This window comes from Marinifilum sp. JC120 (assembly GCA_004923195.1).
In the GTDB taxonomy this organism is placed as follows: Bacteria; Desulfobacterota; Desulfovibrionia; order Desulfovibrionales; family Desulfovibrionaceae; genus Maridesulfovibrio.
Genome location: RDSB01000005.1, coordinates 171307 through 189343, shown reverse-complemented (window position 1 = coordinate 189343; position 18037 = coordinate 171307). Strand labels below are relative to the sequence as shown.

Annotated in this window: 14 protein-coding genes and 2 tRNA genes; 6 read left to right on the top strand and 10 right to left on the bottom strand. The window is 48.6% G+C overall.

What is annotated here, in order from left to right:
* Positions 1-116: 116 nt before the first annotated feature.
* Both D0S45_07200 and D0S45_07195 read right to left on the bottom strand, forming a co-directional pair.
* Entirely contained in the window at positions 117-2246 is a 2130-nt protein-coding gene (locus D0S45_07200; protein ID TIH17434.1) for a phosphate acetyltransferase, read from the bottom strand.
* Positions 2247-2295: 49 nt separating this feature from the next.
* On the bottom strand, positions 2296-2499 hold the full coding sequence (locus tag D0S45_07195) for a hypothetical protein (GenBank protein ID TIH17433.1): 204 nt from the start codon (positions 2497-2499) through the stop codon (positions 2296-2298).
* A gap of 11 nt (positions 2500-2510) precedes the next feature.
* On the opposite strand from D0S45_07195, the gene D0S45_07190 reads away from it, so the two are divergent.
* On the top strand, positions 2511-2717 hold the full coding sequence (locus tag D0S45_07190) for a hypothetical protein (GenBank protein TIH17432.1): 207 nt from the start codon (positions 2511-2513) through the stop codon (positions 2715-2717).
* 44 nt (positions 2718-2761) lie between these two features.
* On the opposite strand, the gene D0S45_07185 is transcribed toward D0S45_07190, so the two are convergent.
* From D0S45_07185 to D0S45_07155, 7 genes are all read right to left on the bottom strand, one after another.
* The gene (locus D0S45_07185) at positions 2762-4300 is read right to left on the bottom strand and encodes a DASS family sodium-coupled anion symporter (protein ID TIH17431.1); all 1539 of its coding nucleotides are present in this window, start codon (positions 4298-4300) and stop codon (positions 2762-2764) included.
* A 259-nt stretch (positions 4301-4559) separates the two neighbouring features.
* On the bottom strand, positions 4560-5879 hold the full coding sequence (locus D0S45_07180) for a malate dehydrogenase (protein TIH17430.1): 1320 nt from the start codon (positions 5877-5879) through the stop codon (positions 4560-4562).
* Between the two features lie 41 nt (positions 5880-5920).
* On the bottom strand, positions 5921-6478 hold the full coding sequence (locus D0S45_07175) for a Fe-S-containing hydro-lyase (protein ID TIH17429.1): 558 nt from the start codon (positions 6476-6478) through the stop codon (positions 5921-5923).
* The gene (locus D0S45_07170) at positions 6478-7317 is read right to left on the bottom strand and encodes a fumarate hydratase (protein ID TIH17428.1); all 840 of its coding nucleotides are present in this window, start codon (positions 7315-7317) and stop codon (positions 6478-6480) included. Before D0S45_07170 ends, D0S45_07175 begins: the two co-directional genes overlap by 1 nt.
* A gap of 3 nt (positions 7318-7320) precedes the next feature.
* A complete protein-coding gene (locus tag D0S45_07165; GenBank protein TIH17427.1) occupies positions 7321-8058 on the bottom strand; it encodes a fumarate reductase iron-sulfur subunit in 738 nt (245 codons plus the stop codon).
* Positions 8059-8078: 20 nt separating this feature from the next.
* The gene (locus D0S45_07160) at positions 8079-9932 is read right to left on the bottom strand and encodes a fumarate reductase flavoprotein subunit (protein TIH17426.1); all 1854 of its coding nucleotides are present in this window, start codon (positions 9930-9932) and stop codon (positions 8079-8081) included.
* Between the two features lie 13 nt (positions 9933-9945).
* Positions 9946-10593, bottom strand: a complete 648-nt coding sequence (locus tag D0S45_07155) for a succinate dehydrogenase/fumarate reductase cytochrome b subunit (GenBank protein ID TIH17425.1) — start codon at positions 10591-10593, stop codon at positions 9946-9948.
* Positions 10594-11648: 1055 nt separating this feature from the next.
* On the opposite strand from D0S45_07155, the gene D0S45_07150 reads away from it, so the two are divergent.
* From D0S45_07150 to D0S45_07130, 5 genes are all read left to right on the top strand, one after another.
* On the top strand, positions 11649-12221 hold the full coding sequence (locus tag D0S45_07150; protein TIH17424.1) for a TetR/AcrR family transcriptional regulator: 573 nt from the start codon (positions 11649-11651) through the stop codon (positions 12219-12221).
* Positions 12222-12244: 23 nt separating this feature from the next.
* A complete protein-coding gene (locus tag D0S45_07145; protein TIH17423.1) occupies positions 12245-14371 on the top strand; it encodes an MFS transporter in 2127 nt (708 codons plus the stop codon).
* A 118-nt stretch (positions 14372-14489) separates the two neighbouring features.
* Positions 14490-14566, top strand: a tRNA-Arg gene (locus tag D0S45_07140).
* A gap of 193 nt (positions 14567-14759) precedes the next feature.
* Positions 14760-14836, top strand: a tRNA-Arg gene (locus D0S45_07135).
* 237 nt (positions 14837-15073) lie between these two features.
* On the top strand, positions 15074-17491 hold the full coding sequence (locus D0S45_07130) for a PAS domain S-box protein (protein ID TIH17422.1): 2418 nt from the start codon (positions 15074-15076) through the stop codon (positions 17489-17491).
* A 13-nt stretch (positions 17492-17504) separates the two neighbouring features.
* Here the strand turns inward: D0S45_07130 and D0S45_07125 are convergent, their stop codons facing one another.
* Positions 17505-17906, bottom strand: a complete 402-nt coding sequence (locus tag D0S45_07125) for a hypothetical protein (protein TIH17421.1) — start codon at positions 17904-17906, stop codon at positions 17505-17507.
* Positions 17907-18037 lie beyond the last annotated feature (131 nt).

Here is an 18037-nt window from a genome sequence, read left to right as displayed (position 1 = left end):
TGGTCAGCCGTTCAAAATGCCTGAAACACCTGCACATCCGGGTTTTATCTCCAATCTTGAAAGCAGATATAACCCTTGGAAGTGTGTTCAATCACACAAAAAATATTTTAAAGAAATCACTCTCCCCCGGCTTTATTTTTCGCCAGTTCTTTTTCGGCTATGGCCTGAATAGCGGTGATGGCTACGGTGTTGACTACATCACGCACCGTACATCCTCGACTCAGGTCGTTGACCGGTTTTTTCAAACCCTGCAAAACCGGGCCGATAGCAACGGATTCCGGCTGTGACCGTTGCACGGCCTTATAAGTATTGTTCCCGGTATTAAGATCAGGAAAAATGAGTACGGTTGCCCGTCCGGCAACATCGCTTTCCGGCATGAGTTCGGCAGCCACATCCGGGTCCACAGCAGCATCGAATTGTAACGGCCCTTCCACCGCGATTTCCGGCGCCAATTTACGGACCAGATCCGTGGCCTCCTTAACCTTGTCCACAGAAAGCCCTTTGCCCGATTCCCCGGTGGAATAGGAAAGCATGGCTACCCGAGGTTCAATGCCGAATATTGCAGCGGTATGGGCGGAACTAATGGCGATCTCGGCCAATTCCTGCGCATTGGGATTAGGGTTTACCGCACAGTCGCCGTAAGCCATAACCCGGTCATTCTGGCACATGAGGAAAACGCTGGAGACAATGGAAAATCCGGGTTTGGTTTTAACGAACTCAAAAGCCGGACGGATGGTCTGGGCAGTGGTGGTGATGGAACCGGAAACCATGCCATCGGCAGCTCCGGTGTAAACCATCATGGTTCCGAAATAGGTAGGATCACTCATGCGGTCACGGGCATCGTCTTTTACAATACACTTATGTTTGCGCAGCTCTAAATATTCATCCACAAAGCGGTCAAAGTGTTCGGACTTTACCGGGTCTATAATCTCAATCCCGTTCAGGCTGACATCAATTGCCGAGGCAACCTGACGAATCTCGTCCTCGTTTCCGAGCAAGGTCATGCGTACCACCCCGCGACGACGCAGGATATCAGCCGCACGCAGAATACGTTCTTCCTTACCTTCCGGCAGAACAATATGCTGTTCTTCTTCGCGGGCTTTGTGCAGCAGGGTGTGCTCGAACATATAAGGAGTAATCCGCGTGGAGTTGCTGGAAACAAATTTCTGCTGCAATTCATGGGAATCCACGCAGGTTTCGAAAAGCCCCATGGCTGAAAGCACCTTCACCTGATTTTCCGGGTCTATCTTGCCGTGCAGCCCGCGCAAAATCTGGGCTGTTTTGTGAGTATGTCCCGGCGCGACAAGAATCGGCAACGGCACGCCCTTCCAACCTTCTATCAAATGATGGACTGTCATGGCCGGACGAATTCCGCCGGTAAGCAGAATACCTGCCACATTGGGATATGCATCGGAAAGACGCGAGGAAAGACTGGCCAAAATAATGTCTGAACGGTCACCGGGAGTAATTATCAGGCTGCCGTCATTGACGTATTTCAGAAAATTTTCAATCTGCATGGCTGCGACCACATAATTATCGATAGGCGTATCGAGCCTGTCTTTGCCATAAAGAACATTACAGCCCAGCCATTTAACCACGTCACTCATGGTCGGATTACCCAGACGTTTGTCATTGGGAAGCACGTAGACCAGTGGGCTGCTTTCACTCTTGAGACAGCCCCTCAGCCGCTCTGCAAGGTCCGGGGAAAATTCTTTCGCCGCCCGGTTGACCATGACCGAAACAACATCCAGCCCTTTCTCCTCAAACATAGCCACGGTACGGTTGGCCAGATCGCAGATTTCATCTTCGTAACTGTCCATGGCATTGAGCACAGCCAGAACAGGACAACCGAGATTGCTTGCCACATCTAAATTTATCTCAAATTCAACAGCTGCCTCACCGCCGAGATAGTCAGTTCCTTCACAGAGCACAAAGTCGTAATTATCTTCAAGCTCCTTGAAACGCTCGAGAACATTCTCCATGAGCAGAGCGTGTTTGCCGTCATTAAGCAGACGGGTGGCCTCACTCTGAGTGTAGGCGTAGGTGGTATCGTAATCCTGCGGAAGCTTGAAATGGCGCAGAATGAGATCAATGTCGTGATCCCGGTCGTGGAAGTTATCATGAATGATAGGCCTGAAAATCGCCACCTTGCGCAGATGGGTCAAAAGCAGCTGCATCACCCCGAGAACAATTGCTGATTTCCCGCTCCGAGCCTCTGTAGCCGCAATGTATAAACTCTTTGACATTCTTTCTCCTGATTCAGTTACTGCATAGGAATCTACTAATACCAAATCTTTAATTTTTAATCACGTCTATGAGGTAACGGAAAAAGATACGCTTTTTAACCAGACGGCAAAGAAGGTACCAGATGCAAGAAGCAAGAAAAAGATTAGAACGAAGCGTATATCTGCATACGTGAGTTTCAATCTTTTTCGCAGCGCCGCCGCAGATGGTGCCTTCTCTGCCGTCTGGTTCGGAGACACCCGGCAGCGGCCACAAAGGAGGTGCTGATGAGGTCCGCCATGTTGCCTTCAATTATAATGCTGCAACCCTTTGTAGCTATAAAAAGGCAAACAGGTAGTGACCCTGCCGGGGAAGAATGCTTGCGGAACATTCGGTATCTCCAGGTCCGAATTTCGGACGCAGATATGGAACCCGCAACCTTGTGGTTGCAGAAAAAATTTCAAAAAAACAATTATATTAAACAGCTCTATTAGATCGGTTTCCGGGCGGAACAAGCCGCCCGGAAACGTAGGGGGTGTTACTTAGGCATAACAGCCCAGTCGGGGAGGACACTTAAATCGATGCCCCAAAGAACCGGAAGCATGTAGACCACAGAGATAGTGATCAAGACTGCGCCGATCATGTTGAGCCAGAATCCTGCCGAGGCCATCTGTTTGATGGACACACAGCCCGATCCGAACACAACGGCGTTGGGTGGAGTCGCAACCGGAAGCATAAATGCGAAGGACGCTGCTACGCAGGCTCCGACAATGGTTGCAAAGGGGTGTACGCCCATGGCGATTGCCGCACTACCCATGATGGGTACGAGCAAAGTCGCGGTGGCGGTGTTGGAAGTGATTTCAGTCAGGAAGATGGTGATAACAACGACAACGGCAACGAACATCAAGAGAGTCATGCCGTCAAGCATGGTCAGTCTTGAAGCGATGAAGGTTGCCAGTCCGGTCTTGGAAAAACCGTTTGCGATTGCAAGACCACCACCGAAGAGCAGGATAACGTCCCAAGGAATCTTTACAGCTGTTTTCCAATCAAGCAGGAATTTACCTTTCTTGAAATCAGTAGGAATAGCGAAAAGAATCAGGGAACCGAGAATACCGATGGTTGCATCATGCACAAAACCGAAATTGGGCCAAAGGTCGGTCATAAATGCTGCTTTCTTAAGAAATCCACGAGACAACCAGAAAGCGGCTACAAAGCAACCGACAGCAACAATGTACTTCTCTTCTTTGGACATGGGTCCAAGAGCGTCAATTTCCTTATCAATAATGGCTTCACCACCGGCCAGTTCCAGCCCCTTGGCCGGAAAGAGAATCTTGGTAAGAATCCACCAAGAGATGCCGATCATGACAGTGGCAAGGGGAACACCGTAAAGCATCCACTGACCGAAACCGATCTGTACGCCGTACATTTTGTCAACCATACCAACCATAACGGTGTTGGGGGGAGTACCGATGATAGTACCCACGCCACCCATTGAAGCAGCATAGGCAATACCGAGCATAAGACATTTACCGAAATTGGATTCAGGGCCGGAGGTGGCACAAGCTCTGAGTGTTTTGGAATCAAAACCGGTAGCCTGCTGGATAACTGCGAGACCGATAGGCACCATCATCATGGTTGTCGCAGTGTTGGAAACCCACATGGAAAGAAAACCGGTGGCAATCATGAACCCGAGAATCATACGGTTCGGGCTGGTACCGACGGTTTTAATTGTATGCAGGGCGATACGCCTGTGGAGATTCCATCTTTCCATGGTCACAGCTAGAAAAAAGCCACCCATGAACAGATAAATAAGATGGTTTGCATAAGGGGCACAAGCCGCTTTGGATTTCATTACACCCAGAAGCGGAAAGAGTGCGATGGGCATTAGAGATGTTGCTGGAATTGGGATTGCCTCAGTAATCCACCAGATTGCCATCAGGGCTGTTACTGCCGCGACTTTCCACGCGTTTGGCTCCATACCGGATGGAGCAGGCATAATAATCATAAGCAGAAAAACTATCGGTCCCAGAAAAAAACCGATTCTACGTCCGTTACCACTATCTTGTTGATCGCTCATAGTCCCTCACTTGAGCTTGTGGCAGGCCGAGCCGAATAAGTAATGGTTATCACCGCCCCGCTAATGTTCTGTTCATTAAATTCATCCCTATGAATTTAACTTTGAAACAAGAGCGGGTTGTCAGCGCAGTTCAAGCCATCCTGCCGAATCCGGACAGACTGCCGATACTTTACATACAGGACCTCATCACCATTTTTGTACTCTCCCGGTCCCCCACAGGACCGGGAGAGTTAATTTTAAAGGAATTATTCAAGCAAGATTAGAAATCGAGATTGTAAGATTTGATTAAATCACCAACACGTTCTCTGGAAGCAGCCAGACGTTCGCGCAGTTCTTTCTTGTATTCTTCAATGTCGACTTTCTTACGGGCTACACCGGTATCCATAGCAGCCTGTGCAACTGCTGCTGATTCGAATTCGATCAGACGCAGGTCAAGCGGTTTGGGAATGATGTAGTCGATACCGAATTCGAGTTTATCCACACCGTAAGCTTCGCAGACATAATCCGGAGCAGGTTCTTTTGCCAGAGCTGCCAGAGATCTCGCTGCTGCGATCTTCATTTCTTCGTTGATGGAAGTAGCATTTACATCCAACGCACCGCGGAAGATGAAGGGGAAGCCCAGAACGTTATTGATCTGGTTGGGGAAGTCGGAACGTCCGGTACCCATGATGGCGTCGGGACGTGCTTCCTTGGCATCGGTGTAGGGAATTTCAGGATCAGGGTTGGCCATGGCAAAGATGATGGGTGAGTCAGCCATGGACTTAACCATATCTTTGGTGACCATGCCTTTTACGGACAGGCCGAGGAATACGTCGGCACCGTTCATGGCATCGGCGAGATCCTTGTACTCTTTGTCGGTAGCAAAGGATTTCTTCTGGTCGTTCAGACCTTCGCGGCTGTTGTTGATGTGACCGCGGGAGTCGAACATGGCAATGTTCTCAGACTTGATGCCCAGAGATTTATAGAAGGTGGTACACGCAACAGCGGATGCACCTGCGCCGGAAACAACCAGACGCATATCTTCAATTTTCTTACCGGTAATTTCAGCAGCGTTGATCAGACCTGCGCCGGAGATGATGGCGGTACCGTGCTGGTCATCGTGGAAAACCGGGATATCCATTTCTTTTTTGAGCTTCTCTTCAATGTAGAAGCATTCAGGAGCCTTGATATCTTCGAGGTTGATACCGCCGAAGGTAGGTTCCATGGCTTTTACGATTTTGCACAGTTCATCAGGGTCGGTGACATCAAGGTTGATGTCGAATACATCAATGTCGGCGAAGACTTTAAAGAGAACGCCTTTACCTTCCATAACCGGCTTACCGGCTTCAGGACCGATATTACCGAGACCCAGAACAGCGGTACCGTTGGAAACAACAGCAACAAGGTTTCCGCGAGCAGTGTAATCGTAAGATTTTTCCTTGTCGTCAGCGATAGCAAGACAAGCTTCAGCAACACCGGGGCTGTAAGCCATGGAAAGATGCTTCTGGGTATCACAAGGTTTTACGGGAACGACTTCAATTTTACCCTTTCTACCTTTGGAATGGTAATCAAGAGCTTCCTGTTTAGTGAAAAGAGCCATAAATATTCTCCTTGATTGTCAGCTATAAATCAGCGGACTTGTTACTCAACACCCGCCGCCTTACGGTCAGGGACGGCGTACAATTCGCCACCGTGGGAATCATTGATGACCAGCAGGGGAAATTCCTCAACGGTCAATTCACGGATAGCTTCAGGACCAAGTTCATCAAAAGCGATAACTTTCGCATCCTTGATACACATGGAAAGCAGAGCACCGGCACCTCCGGTCGCTCCAAAATAAACAGCTTTATTATCCTTCAAAGCCTGCTTGACCTCATCATTACGCTTACCCTTACCGATGCTGGCCTTCTGGCCGAGGCTGTGCAGCCGGGGGGCGTAAGTATCCATGCGGTAACTGGTGGTCGGCCCTGCGGAACCGATGGGCCTGCCCGGAGGCGCAGGACTGGGACCGACGTAGTAGACCACCGAACCTTTCAATTCGAAAGGAAGATCTTTACCGGCATCAAGCAGGTCACAAAGTCTTTTATGGGCAGCATCGCGGGCGGTGTAGATGGTTCCGGTCAATTTGACCACATCACCGGCCTTGAGCTGGACCATATCTTCATCAGTAAGCGGGGTGGTAAGTTTGTATTCAGCCATTAGAGTTCCACCTCCTCGTGTCTGGAAGAATGACACTGGATGTTCACTGCCAGCGGCAGGGACGCAATGTGGCAGGGGCGCATTTCGATCTTCACGTCAAAGACGGTAGTCTTACCGCCCAGTCCCATGGGCCCGATGCCGAGCTTATTGATCTCTTCCATGAGTTCAGCTTCAAGCTTAGCCATTTCCGGGTCAGGATGAGGTTCGCCCACTTTGCGCATCAATGACTTTTTAGCCAGCAATGCAGAATATTCGAAGGTTCCGCCCACGCCGATACCGACCATAGTCGGGGGGCAGGGGTTAGGTCCGGCTTCAGCAACCCGCTCAATGACGAATTTCTTGATGCCTTCCCAGCCCTGAGCCGGAGCAAGCATGGTCACCCGGCTCATGTTCTCGGAACCGCCGCCCTTGGCCATGAAAGTGATTTTGATCTTGTCACCAGGGACGATATCAAAATGGATGATGGCCGGGGTGTTATCTTTAGTATTGGCACGGGTCAAAGGATCACAGGCGGACTTGCGCAGGAATCCTTCTTCGTAACCCTTGCGGGTTCCCTCGTTGATGGCTTCGCGGATGTTCATGCCTTCGACACGCACATCTTCGCCCATTTCAACGATGTATACGGCCAATCCGGTATCCTGACAGAGCGGCAGGCCGGAATCTTCAGCCAGTTCCCAGTTTTCCTTGATCTGCCTGAAGACTTCCTTTGCTGCCGGGGAATCCTCGGCAGCAGCGCATTCTTCAAAACGCTTGCGGACATCGGCAGGCAGGTAGCGGTTTGCGCTTACGCACATTTTCGCCACTGCATCGATAATCTGTTCAGCTTTAATGGTACGCATGGCTTACTTCCTGAATATTTCTTTGATTGCGGTGATACCCATCTTGCGGCGCAGGAAACCGAGCTGGTTCTGCAACGGCAAGCTCTTGGGGCAGACATCTTCGCAGCCAAGGAGGCCCATACAACCGAAGATACCTTCATCATTACCGATAATTTCAAAGTAATCGCGGTCAGTACGCTGGTCGCGAGGATCTACTACAAAACGGGCCACACGGTTCAAAGATGCAGCACCAAGGAAGTCATCACGAAGGCGGGCGGTACCGCAGGCTGCGACACAGCAACCGCATTCGATGCAACGTTCCAGTTCGTAGATCTGTTCGGCAACCTCGTTTTCCATGCGCTCTTCAATAGCACCCGGATCAAAGGTTTTATTGGTATGAACCCATGATTCAGTGGTCTGGTACATTTCCCTGAACCATGAACCGGTATCAACTGAAAGGTCACCGATCAGCTGGTATACGGGCAGGGGCAGCAGGGTAATCTGCTCAGGCAGGTCCACGGTCTTGGTTTGACAGGCCAGACGTGGCTTGCCGTTAACGACCATGGCGCACGCACCGCAGATACCGGCGCGGCAACAGAAGTCAAAAATCAGGCCGGGGTCCTGCTCCTCGCGCAAACGGTTAAGCGCGATGAAGAGGGTCATGTTCTCGGTTTCATCCAGCACAAAAGTCTGCATGTGCGGAACCGACCCCTTATCCTGTGGATTGTAACGGAATATATCAAATTCGAGTTGTCTGCTCATCTTTATATCCTTGTCAGGGGTTATTTCTTGAACATTTTGGCTTCAATCTCAGCCTTGTCAGCTTCGATGATGGAACCACCGCCGTAACCACGATCTCCCGGAGGAATTTCATAACCGGGTGTGGCTTCTTCATACTGAAGCTCGGGCATATCCGCACCGTCACGCCAGTAGGCCAGAGTTCTGTTCAGCCATTTCTGGTCATCACGTGCGGTGTAGTCCTCACGGTTGTGTGAACCACGGCTTTCAGTACGTTCAAGAGCAGCCTTGGCAATACACAGGCCCAGTTTGACCTGACCTTCGATCTTAAGGGCCGCAGCCAGTTCGTGGTTTGCGCCCAGACCGTCGGAAACAAGACTGACCTTGCGGGCTTTATCAAGAGTCCCCTGAAGGGTTTCAATGCATTTGTTGAGTCCGGCATCATTCCTGAAAACAAAACAACCTTCCATAAGGGCGTCCTGCATTTCTTCGCGGACCTTGTAGACATTCTCTTTGCCATTTGCACCGCTGCGCAGTTTTTCAATGCGGTCCTGCTCTTTGCGGACGGCTTCGGCAACCAGTGAGGTTTTAAAATCGGTCTCGTAACCCTTGAGGAATTCAACGATCTTGGTACCGATGATACCGCCTGCAACAACAGTCTCAGCCAAAGAGTTACCACCTAGACGGTTAAAGCCGTGCATATCCCAGCATGCGGCCTCACCAGCGGAGAACAGACCCTTGAGGCCGTAAACCGCACCATCTTTATTAGTACGCACGCCAGCCATGGTATAGTGCTGGGTCGGACGGACCGGAATGAGCTGTTTACGGGGGTCAACATTAAGGAAGTGATGACAAATTTCATCAACTTCACGCAGTTTGGTGGAAATGTGCTTGTCACCGAGATGGCGGATGTCCAGCCAGAGGTGTTCGCCGTAAGCGGATTTAACACCTTTGCCTTCACGCATGTGATGGGTCATCCAACGAGCAACAACGTCACGGGAGGCCAGTTCGGCCTTTTCCGGTTCGTAAATGTTCATGAAACGTTCTTCATTAACATCAAGCAGGGTTCCGCCGTCACCGCGGCAACCTTCGGTTACCAGAATATCGGTAGGTACGATTCCGGTGGGGTGAAACTGGATGGCTTCCGGGTTACCGATGGGTACAACCCCGGTATCGTGGGCAAGGATATGCCCGCCGCCGTCGCAAATCACCGCGTTGGTGGTTGCCTTGTAAATGCGTCCGAAACCGCCTGTGCAGATGGAAGTAGCCTTGGAAAGGTACACTTCCAGCTCACCCGTACGCAGGCAGCGCACAACAGCACCGGTACAGGTGTCTCCATCATGAATAAGGGAGATAGCTTCTTTACGGTCAAAAACATTGATTCCGAGTTCGGCACAACGGTTATCCATGGTACACATGACCGCGTGTCCGGTTCCGTCGGAAGTATAACAGGTACGCCATTTGGCTGTTCCGCCGAATGAACGGGCGGTAATCAGACCGCGCTTTTCTTCTTTTTCTTCTTTTTCAAATTTCTCGCCACCTTTGAAATAGAAGGATTTACCGGGAACAACGCGGTTCCAGGGCACACCCCAATGCGCCAGTCTGCGCATTTCAATGGGAGCCGCGTCAGCGAAAAGACGGGCCACTTCCTGATCACAGCCCCAGTCGGAACCGCGAACAGTGTCGCCGAAATGGACGTCTACATTGTCTCCCTCGCCTTTGGCACAGTTCCCCAGTGCGGCCTGCATGCCGCCCTGCGCTGCCGATGAATGAGATCGGCGTGCCGGAACAATTGAGAGACAGATTACATCAAAACCTTCCTGGGCCGCCTCCACAGCCACACGCTCGCCCGCCAGTCCGGCGCCGATAACAAGGAGATCAGAGTAATATGTTTGCATTTATGAACCCCGTTTAACTTAAAGTGATGAACCTGATCAGGGTGATGATGCCGATAACCATAAAGGTCGCAAAGAGAATGGATTCAAGCTTCTTAGCCTGCTTCCTGTTCTCAGTCCTGATAAATCCCCATTTGACACCGATGCGATAGAATCCCACGCTCACATGAAGCTCAACGCAGGGTAAAAGAACCAGATAGAAAAGCATCCATCCGCCTTCTCCGACACGGGCCGCCGACTTTGCGGCAGTAATAGGAAGATCGTTGAGCACAACCCACATGTGGATGGCACCCATCACGAGGATAACCATTGCGGTCACGGCCTGAACAACCCAAAGCCAGGTGTCACGATGCTTAAGCATCTGTGCATGCTGCCAAATGGTCGCCTGCCCTTCCGGCCGAAAAGGTATCTTTCTGGCCGCCAGCGCGAAATGTAGCAAAAAAGTTAAGAAAATCAAAGGGCCACCGACCTGTGCCATATATGTTGCTTCAAAGAAATGAGCAATGGCATTCATAATCTTGGGCGAAATGACAACCGAGGACACCAGAATCATGTGACACCACATAAAAGCCACAAGTCCGGCTCCGGTAAGCATTTGCAGCCAGTCGAGGACCGCATCCCTCTTCCCTGGACGCGCCACGTGCATACCTACATTTACAGCCATAATCATCCTCCTTTGACGGGATTTCTCCCGCATTAATGGATTACCAACACGACCTCATCAGCATGAGTACAGTGGTACTGAATCGTTGCCGAAACATGACGGCAACCCCAAATCCCACACTTCCATCCAGAGAACAGTGAGCCCTCTGGAGCCGACCTAAATACCCGGCTTAAAAGGCACAATCCCTTTACAGGGACATACTGTCATTAATGGATATACGAACTTATGCAAAGAAAAAGGCAAAAAACTCAGCCCCGTTTCCGAGGACAAATTATTTTTGATATGACTATGATGAAAAGATATGGAGAGAACAGGCCGTGACGATCTTCCGGATAATTGGAAATCAGGCCCAGAATGATTTTTTGATGACTCAACTTGCGGACATGGGAAAAACAATTGAAACAAGGTAAACAACAGAAGACGCACCGAACAGCACAAGCTTGCTGCTCCCTGCATTTTCACAACGGCGGGTCCCACCCCACACCTTGCGAATATGTTTTGCTCTACTACTGGCATACATTCCTCGGCTCCCTCAGATAAATACCGGATAAATCAATCAAGTTTATTCCATAATATCTTCGGTGAGATTAAAAAGACCAGAGACAAAACCTTCAACTGTCAAATAGCGGATAAAGACCGCCTTCCCTTCTAGTTGTAACCTTTCTAACACCCCTTAATTGGCTGGTCAATCAATTTTGAGTTTTTTGTTGACTAATGCTTGTTTTTTTGTCCACAAGCAACTGTGCCACCAAAACCCTACTTAGTAGCACCCAAACTTTTATTTATTTCAATTCGATAGTTGCCAGCATCACAAGAACAATTCTGATTATTAGATATATGCAAAACAGCGACAAAACCAATCAAATATATTATTTCGTCTAAGAATAGCAGTTTCAGCCTTGTTAATTTCCCTATTGAGGATTAATGAATAATTATCAGGAACCTATCAAGTGAAGCCTGTTTCAACTTCTTTGCGGCGAATTCAACAATACTTTATCACAGTGAACACTCTTTTCGCTAACTGTCCTGAAACAGCTCAAGTTACGGAGCATACAATGACCAAGAAAGAAAAAATCCTACTGGCTGCGCAGGAACAGTTTGGAGAACACGGCTACACTGCAACAACACTGAAAATGGTAGCCGACTGCGCAGGAGTTGCCTCGGGGCTGGTTTCACACTACTACGGAAACAAAGACAACCTCTTCCTTGAATCCGGGGGAGAACTTATCGACCAGATGCTTGCCATACTCTCCGATAAAGCCAAGGCGGGTAAAAACGGGCTAGAGTGTTTGGAAATATTTGTTCAGGCCTATTTTGACTTTACAGACAACCACAGAACCACCTTTCCGACTCTGCTGCGCAGCTCCCCTTTCAGCGATGAATATCCACACCTTGACCGCACCCACATTGCTTCTAAATTCAAGCAGCTTATTGACCGTATTGATGATTACATCCGATTGGGTATGGAGGACGGTTCCATCCGGGAAGTATCACTCCCGCAAACATCATATCTGGTATACGGGCACATTGTCGGGGCAGTAAGAACCGAGTTCCTGACCCCCTTCCAGATCGACAATCTATTCAAAGAAGCATGCCAATTTATAGTTCGAAGCTTAGCCAAAACCTAACCCGGTTCAACGTTCCCCTGCTGATGGGGGCGGTCTTTGCCGCTTCCATGGGGACCGGGGTTTTCACTTTCACCCTGCCGCTGATGAACCTTGATGAAAAGGCTGGCGGCATGTGGCTCGGCAGCGGTTTTGCAGGATACTTTCTTGCCAAACTGCTCATCGCCCCTCTTTCGGGAAACTACGCCGATCGCAACGGCAGCACCAAACCGCTGCTGCTTTCCTGCGGACTAGGTGTACTGCTCCCGGTCTTTTACCTGCTCCATCCGGCAATTGAGACCCTTTACGCCATCCAGTTCATTCTCGGGCTCTGTGCCGGAACAGTGCGAACAGTTAGCATGGCTGCCATCGGGGCCTCCATGGATGGGAAGAAACTTTCATCGCGCTTTGCCCTGCTTTCGGCAGTAATGAACTCATCCTTCCTGCTCGGCCCGCTGCTGGGCGGCCTATTATATATAGATAAGGATTACCTGCCCGTACTTGGAACCATGTCCGCCTTCATGGGCTTTGCCTTCATGATTTTCATGATCTGCGCCAAGCACCTTCCAACCAGTACGACTGGGCAATACGAAACCGAGACAATGTCAACCGGACCGCGACATTTCATAAGTATCATGACCGCACTTTTCGGACGGGGTATGGGCATCGGCAGCCTGATCGCTTTTTATCCGGTGCTGATCAAATCCTCCCTGCAACTCAGTCCCGGAACCACGGCTCTGATATTTTCGATTCCCAGTCTGGCGACAGTGCTGTTGCTTCCTCTTTCGGGCAGATTGCTGGGCGGTTTCGACCGCAGGCTTACCACCTGCACCGGGATGCTCATCAGTGCACTGGCTATATATATCCTCGGCGGTAGCTCCACCATTCCTGCTTTTATTTTCAGCGGGATACTCTCAGGCATAGGAGCAGCCATATCCATGCCCGCTTCCATGGCAGTATGCGCGGAACTGGGCTGTGCCAAAGGCAAAGCTTTGGGATTTGCCAACATGGCCGCCAACATAGGCTTCATGGCCGGACCGCTTTTCTGCGGTGCTCTTATCAGTACCACCGGACACGTGGGAACACCCTTCAGACTGACCGCAATTGTCGGGGCCTTGACCGCCCTTTCCTTATTCTATGAATGGATACACGCAAGGGGACACAACAAAACCGGAATTGCCGTTGTTACGCTTAGTGCGGTGTGCCTGCTTATGCTGATCCCGCAGAACCTGCGGCGGGAAAATGACAACGAAATGCTCCGCTACAGCGATATAGCCATGGGCACAGTGGTCAACCTGACCATACCCGACAAAGAGAGCTCAGCCACAAGGAAGAACGTCAAAGAAGCTGTAGCCATAATGCACCATCTGCAAAAAGACCTCGACCACCGCAACAAGCGCGGTTCCGTTGGCCGGGTCAACCATGAAGCGGGCAGAAAAAGCGTGCGAGTTTCCAACAAAGCCTTTGAAACAATTCAACGCGGACTTGAAATCAGCAAAAAATCTGGCGGAAGTTTTGACATTACCATCGGGGCCATCACCACAACACCTTTCTACTACGCGCTTGATAAAAAACGTTTTGCCGGACACGAGGAATTGATCAATTACCAATTACTGGAAATTAATCCTGACAAGAATGAGGTTTTTCTGCCCAGAAAAGGAATGGCCCTTGATCTGGGCGGCCTTGCTAAAGGGACCATCATCGATGCTGCCGCTGATCACCTGAAATCAGCTGGAATCACGACCGGCATGGTCGAAGCCGGAGGAGATTTCATGGTCTTCGGTGACCGGGAATGGACCATCGGCATCCGCAACCCAAGAGGCAGCGGAATCATCGGACATATCAAAGTAAAAAACAGCGCAGTATGCGGATCAGGTGATTATTATCAGTTCATCACCCCGGTCTCCAAAAACGAAAAAACAAGGAAACATCACATCTTCGACCCTGCGCTGCTACAATCATCTGCTGAGTCTATAGCAACCACCACCGTAGCCCCGAATGCCGAAATAGCCGACGCACTTGCGACTACGGTATTCATCATGGGACCGTCAAAAGGGATTGAATTTATAGAGAAACATTTTCCAAATTGCTCGGCCATGTGGATTCTGCCGGATATGAGCAGGGTGAGCACGAAGAATTTCCCCAAAATAACCTCTCACGATAAACTAAATTAATTCAAGCATATACACATGCAAACCTATCATATCGAATATTTCATTCACAAAAACATCAATTTGTCTTAAAATAACTCTTGACCTGAAGAAGGTTTCTCCATAGAACCCTCTTCAGCGTGCGCCTGTAGCTCAGCTGGATAGAGTGCCGGACTACGAATCCGTAGGTCAGAGGTTCGAATCCTCTCAGGCGCACCACGCAATGAATTCAATGGGTTGCGATCTCATGATCGTGACCCTCTTCATTTAAAACGCGACCTCCGGTAAGTTAATTTTCCGGACTAGCAACGATCTTAAATTTATGATTCTTCTTTGTTCATTTTTTTCATTTTTTATGAAATTAACACTTGACCAATTCGAAGAATACACATAAATACTCATTCTTCGGTGTGCGCCTGTAGCTCAGCTGGATAGAGTGCCGGACTACGAATCCGTAGGTCAGAGGTTCGAATCCTCTCAGGCGCACCACCTCGATAAATCAAAGGGTTACGATCAAATGATCGTAACCCTTTTTTCATTTCAAAAATCGCCTCCACACCTTGACTGCCCTACTTCCGCTCAACAAAATCTATTTTTTAAGCATTGAATAGCAATACTTTCTTGTCCCGCCCCCACAGCAATGGTATCTTTTATGATGAAGACGCTCTTCCCGTACGCAACAAACGGACAGTGCTTAAACCATTTTAAAATAGAATCGGTAAGTTCATGAAAAGTATAGTCACCATACTCTCCCGCTCCATACTGGCTCTCTGCTTTTCGTCGATAATTATTTTCGGCGGCATTACCATATATTTCATGAGTTCCAATTACCAGAAAGAGCTACACGAAGCAGAAAACGAAACTATGGGCAGTGTGGAAAATTCCCTTAAAAAAGAAATTTCACAAATGCAGGACTACATTAAATTCAGCCGCGACACAGCCAGAACCGCAAGCCTCAAGAGTATCAAAAATTCCATTATGGAAGCACACAGCCTGGCCATGAACCTATATGGAACATACAAAAATACCATGCCTGAAGATGAACTCAAGGAACTCATCAAGACAACCCTACAGGCCATGATTTATGATTATGATGATTCATATCTTTTCATTGTCGGAATGGACGGAGTGCTAAAACTGCACACCGAAGCGCCAAACACAACAGGAAACAATGTCCTGAACGCTAAAACATCCGACAATAGGTATATTTTGAAAGAAATGATCCGACTCGCTGATAAACGCGGAGAAGGATACATAGACTACCTGTGGCCTAAACCCGGTGCTTCAAAAAAACCTTACGAAAAAACCTCTTTCATAAAACTATTTGAACCTTACCAATGGATACTTGGCACAGGAAATTACCAGGATACCATAACCCAGCGCACTCAAGAGCATGTTCTAAAACGGCTGAACAAATTGAACTCAGGCGGCGATGAATACTTTGCCGGAACTTTCGGGGGAGTATCACTCCTAGGTAAAAACAAAGGCAAAAGTATCATGAAGCTTAAAAGCTCGGACGGGGTACACATTGTTCAGGAATTCATCAAAGCCGCCAAATTAGGAGGGCGATTCGTTACATACAGAAGCCCGTCAGTCTCATCCAGCTTCAAGACATACAAAAGAACAAGTTATTGCGAAACAGTTCCGGGGTGGAACTGGATTCTCGGAGCAAGCATTAATATTGACCAATTGGAGGATGTACTCCAACAAAAAAAAGACCAGCTATGGAACACTTTGCTGCTGCATTTGGCCGCGGTACTGACCCTTGTTATTCTGCACTCGCTTATAGTCCTGATCTTTGCTGAGCGCTTCAAACGGGTCTTAACTGATAATTTCAATTCATTTGAAAACTTTTTCCGCAAGGGAACTTACTCCACATTGAAAATTGACCGCTCACGGATTGACTTCACCGAATTCGATAACATGGCTGAACTGGCCAATAATATGATCGACAGCCGAGAATCCGCTAAAAGCGAACTCCTCAAATCTGAAATAACCTATCGCGAAATATTCAACGCTACCAAGGATGCCATCGGAGTTCTGGATATCGATAAAAAAATATTCACAGATGTAAACCAAACCTTTCTGGATTTCTTCGGCATGAAGAGAACCGAAGCCATCGGAATGGGACCGGAAGCAATAAGTTTCAACAGCCCACCATACGACAGCAAGTATGCCGCTGAGTTATTCAACAAGGCCCTCTCCGGGGAGTCCGTTCATTTCGAATGGATGGTTAAAAAAATAACAGGCGAAGCTTTCTGGACTGACAACCTCGCACGGGTGGCATCCATCGGCGGTCAGAAGAAACTGCTTATAGTAATGCGTAACATCACCGAACGCAGAAAAATGCAAAAACTCATGGTTCAGACAGAAAAAATGATGTCCATCGGCGGACTGGCCGCAGGCATGGCCCATGAAATCAACAATCCACTGGGAATCATCATGCAGGTAACCCAGAATATTATCCGCAGGACCTCCCCAACACTCAAAAGCAATATTCCGGTTGCGGAGAAATGCGACATAGATCTGGATAATCTACGAAACTACATGGATAAAAGAGGCATAAACGAATACTTGCGCAGTATTCAGGATGCGGGAACACGCGCTGCTGCGATAGTAAAATCAATGCTGGAATTCAGCCGGAAAAGTAATTCATCTAAATCTTCGGGAACTATTGAGCCTGTAATTGAGACCGCCCTGTCGCTGGCCGCCAACGACTATGATTTCAAGAAAAAATATGACTTTAAAAAAATAAAAATTATTCGTGACTTCAATTCATCGCCCATGTTCAACTTTACAGAAATGGAAATTCGTCAAGTAATCTTTAGTCTTATAAAAAATGCAGCGCAAGCACTGATGGAAAGACAAAAGGGAGACAAGATCCCGACCATAACAATCAGAACGTCTTCGGATGAAAATTTTGTACGGGTGGAGATAGAAGATAACGGTCCTGGAATAAATCAGAAAGAATTGGAAAGAATATTCGAGCCTTTCTACTCCACCAAAGAACCGGGAATCGGAACCGGACTTGGGCTTTCTGTTTCCTATTATATCATCACCCAGAATCATGGGGGAACAATCTCTGCGGACTCCAACCCCGGAGAAGGAACCAGATTTACCATCTCCCTGCCGATATTGACTTAGGAATCAGGCTTTTTCAACCCTTCAGAAGCATGTCTGCATAGGTCTGACTTTTGCTTTTGCCCATGTCCGGCAGGTACTCATCACCGGCGATAAGCGACCAGACAAGTCTGGCCAAGCGAAGGGGAGCAACTTGGGTATAGCTGTTACACTCCTTACACAGCTTTTCCTGCAAAATGCCGGACACATTCTTATCTCCGGTAAGATCAAAAATAACATCTACCTCAACTCCGAGATCAATAATGTCACGAAGATCCATTATTGGTATATTTTTTTCTTCTGCCAACTCCCTGCCTGGTGTGTCGCACATCTCACAAACAGCTCTTACCTTCATCACGCTTTCAGCAGCCAAAGCTTTCTGAAGAAAAACAGACCCAACCCTTCCGAGCCCGATAATCGCAATATTATGATTCTCCAAAACAAACTCCTTTAACTTCACAAATTGGCAAAGCAAAATCTCGATACTATTATAGCTATACATTATTGACGATATCTTGCAAACGATCCCAAAACAGACAGGCAAAGTCATAAAAACCATGCTATTATTAA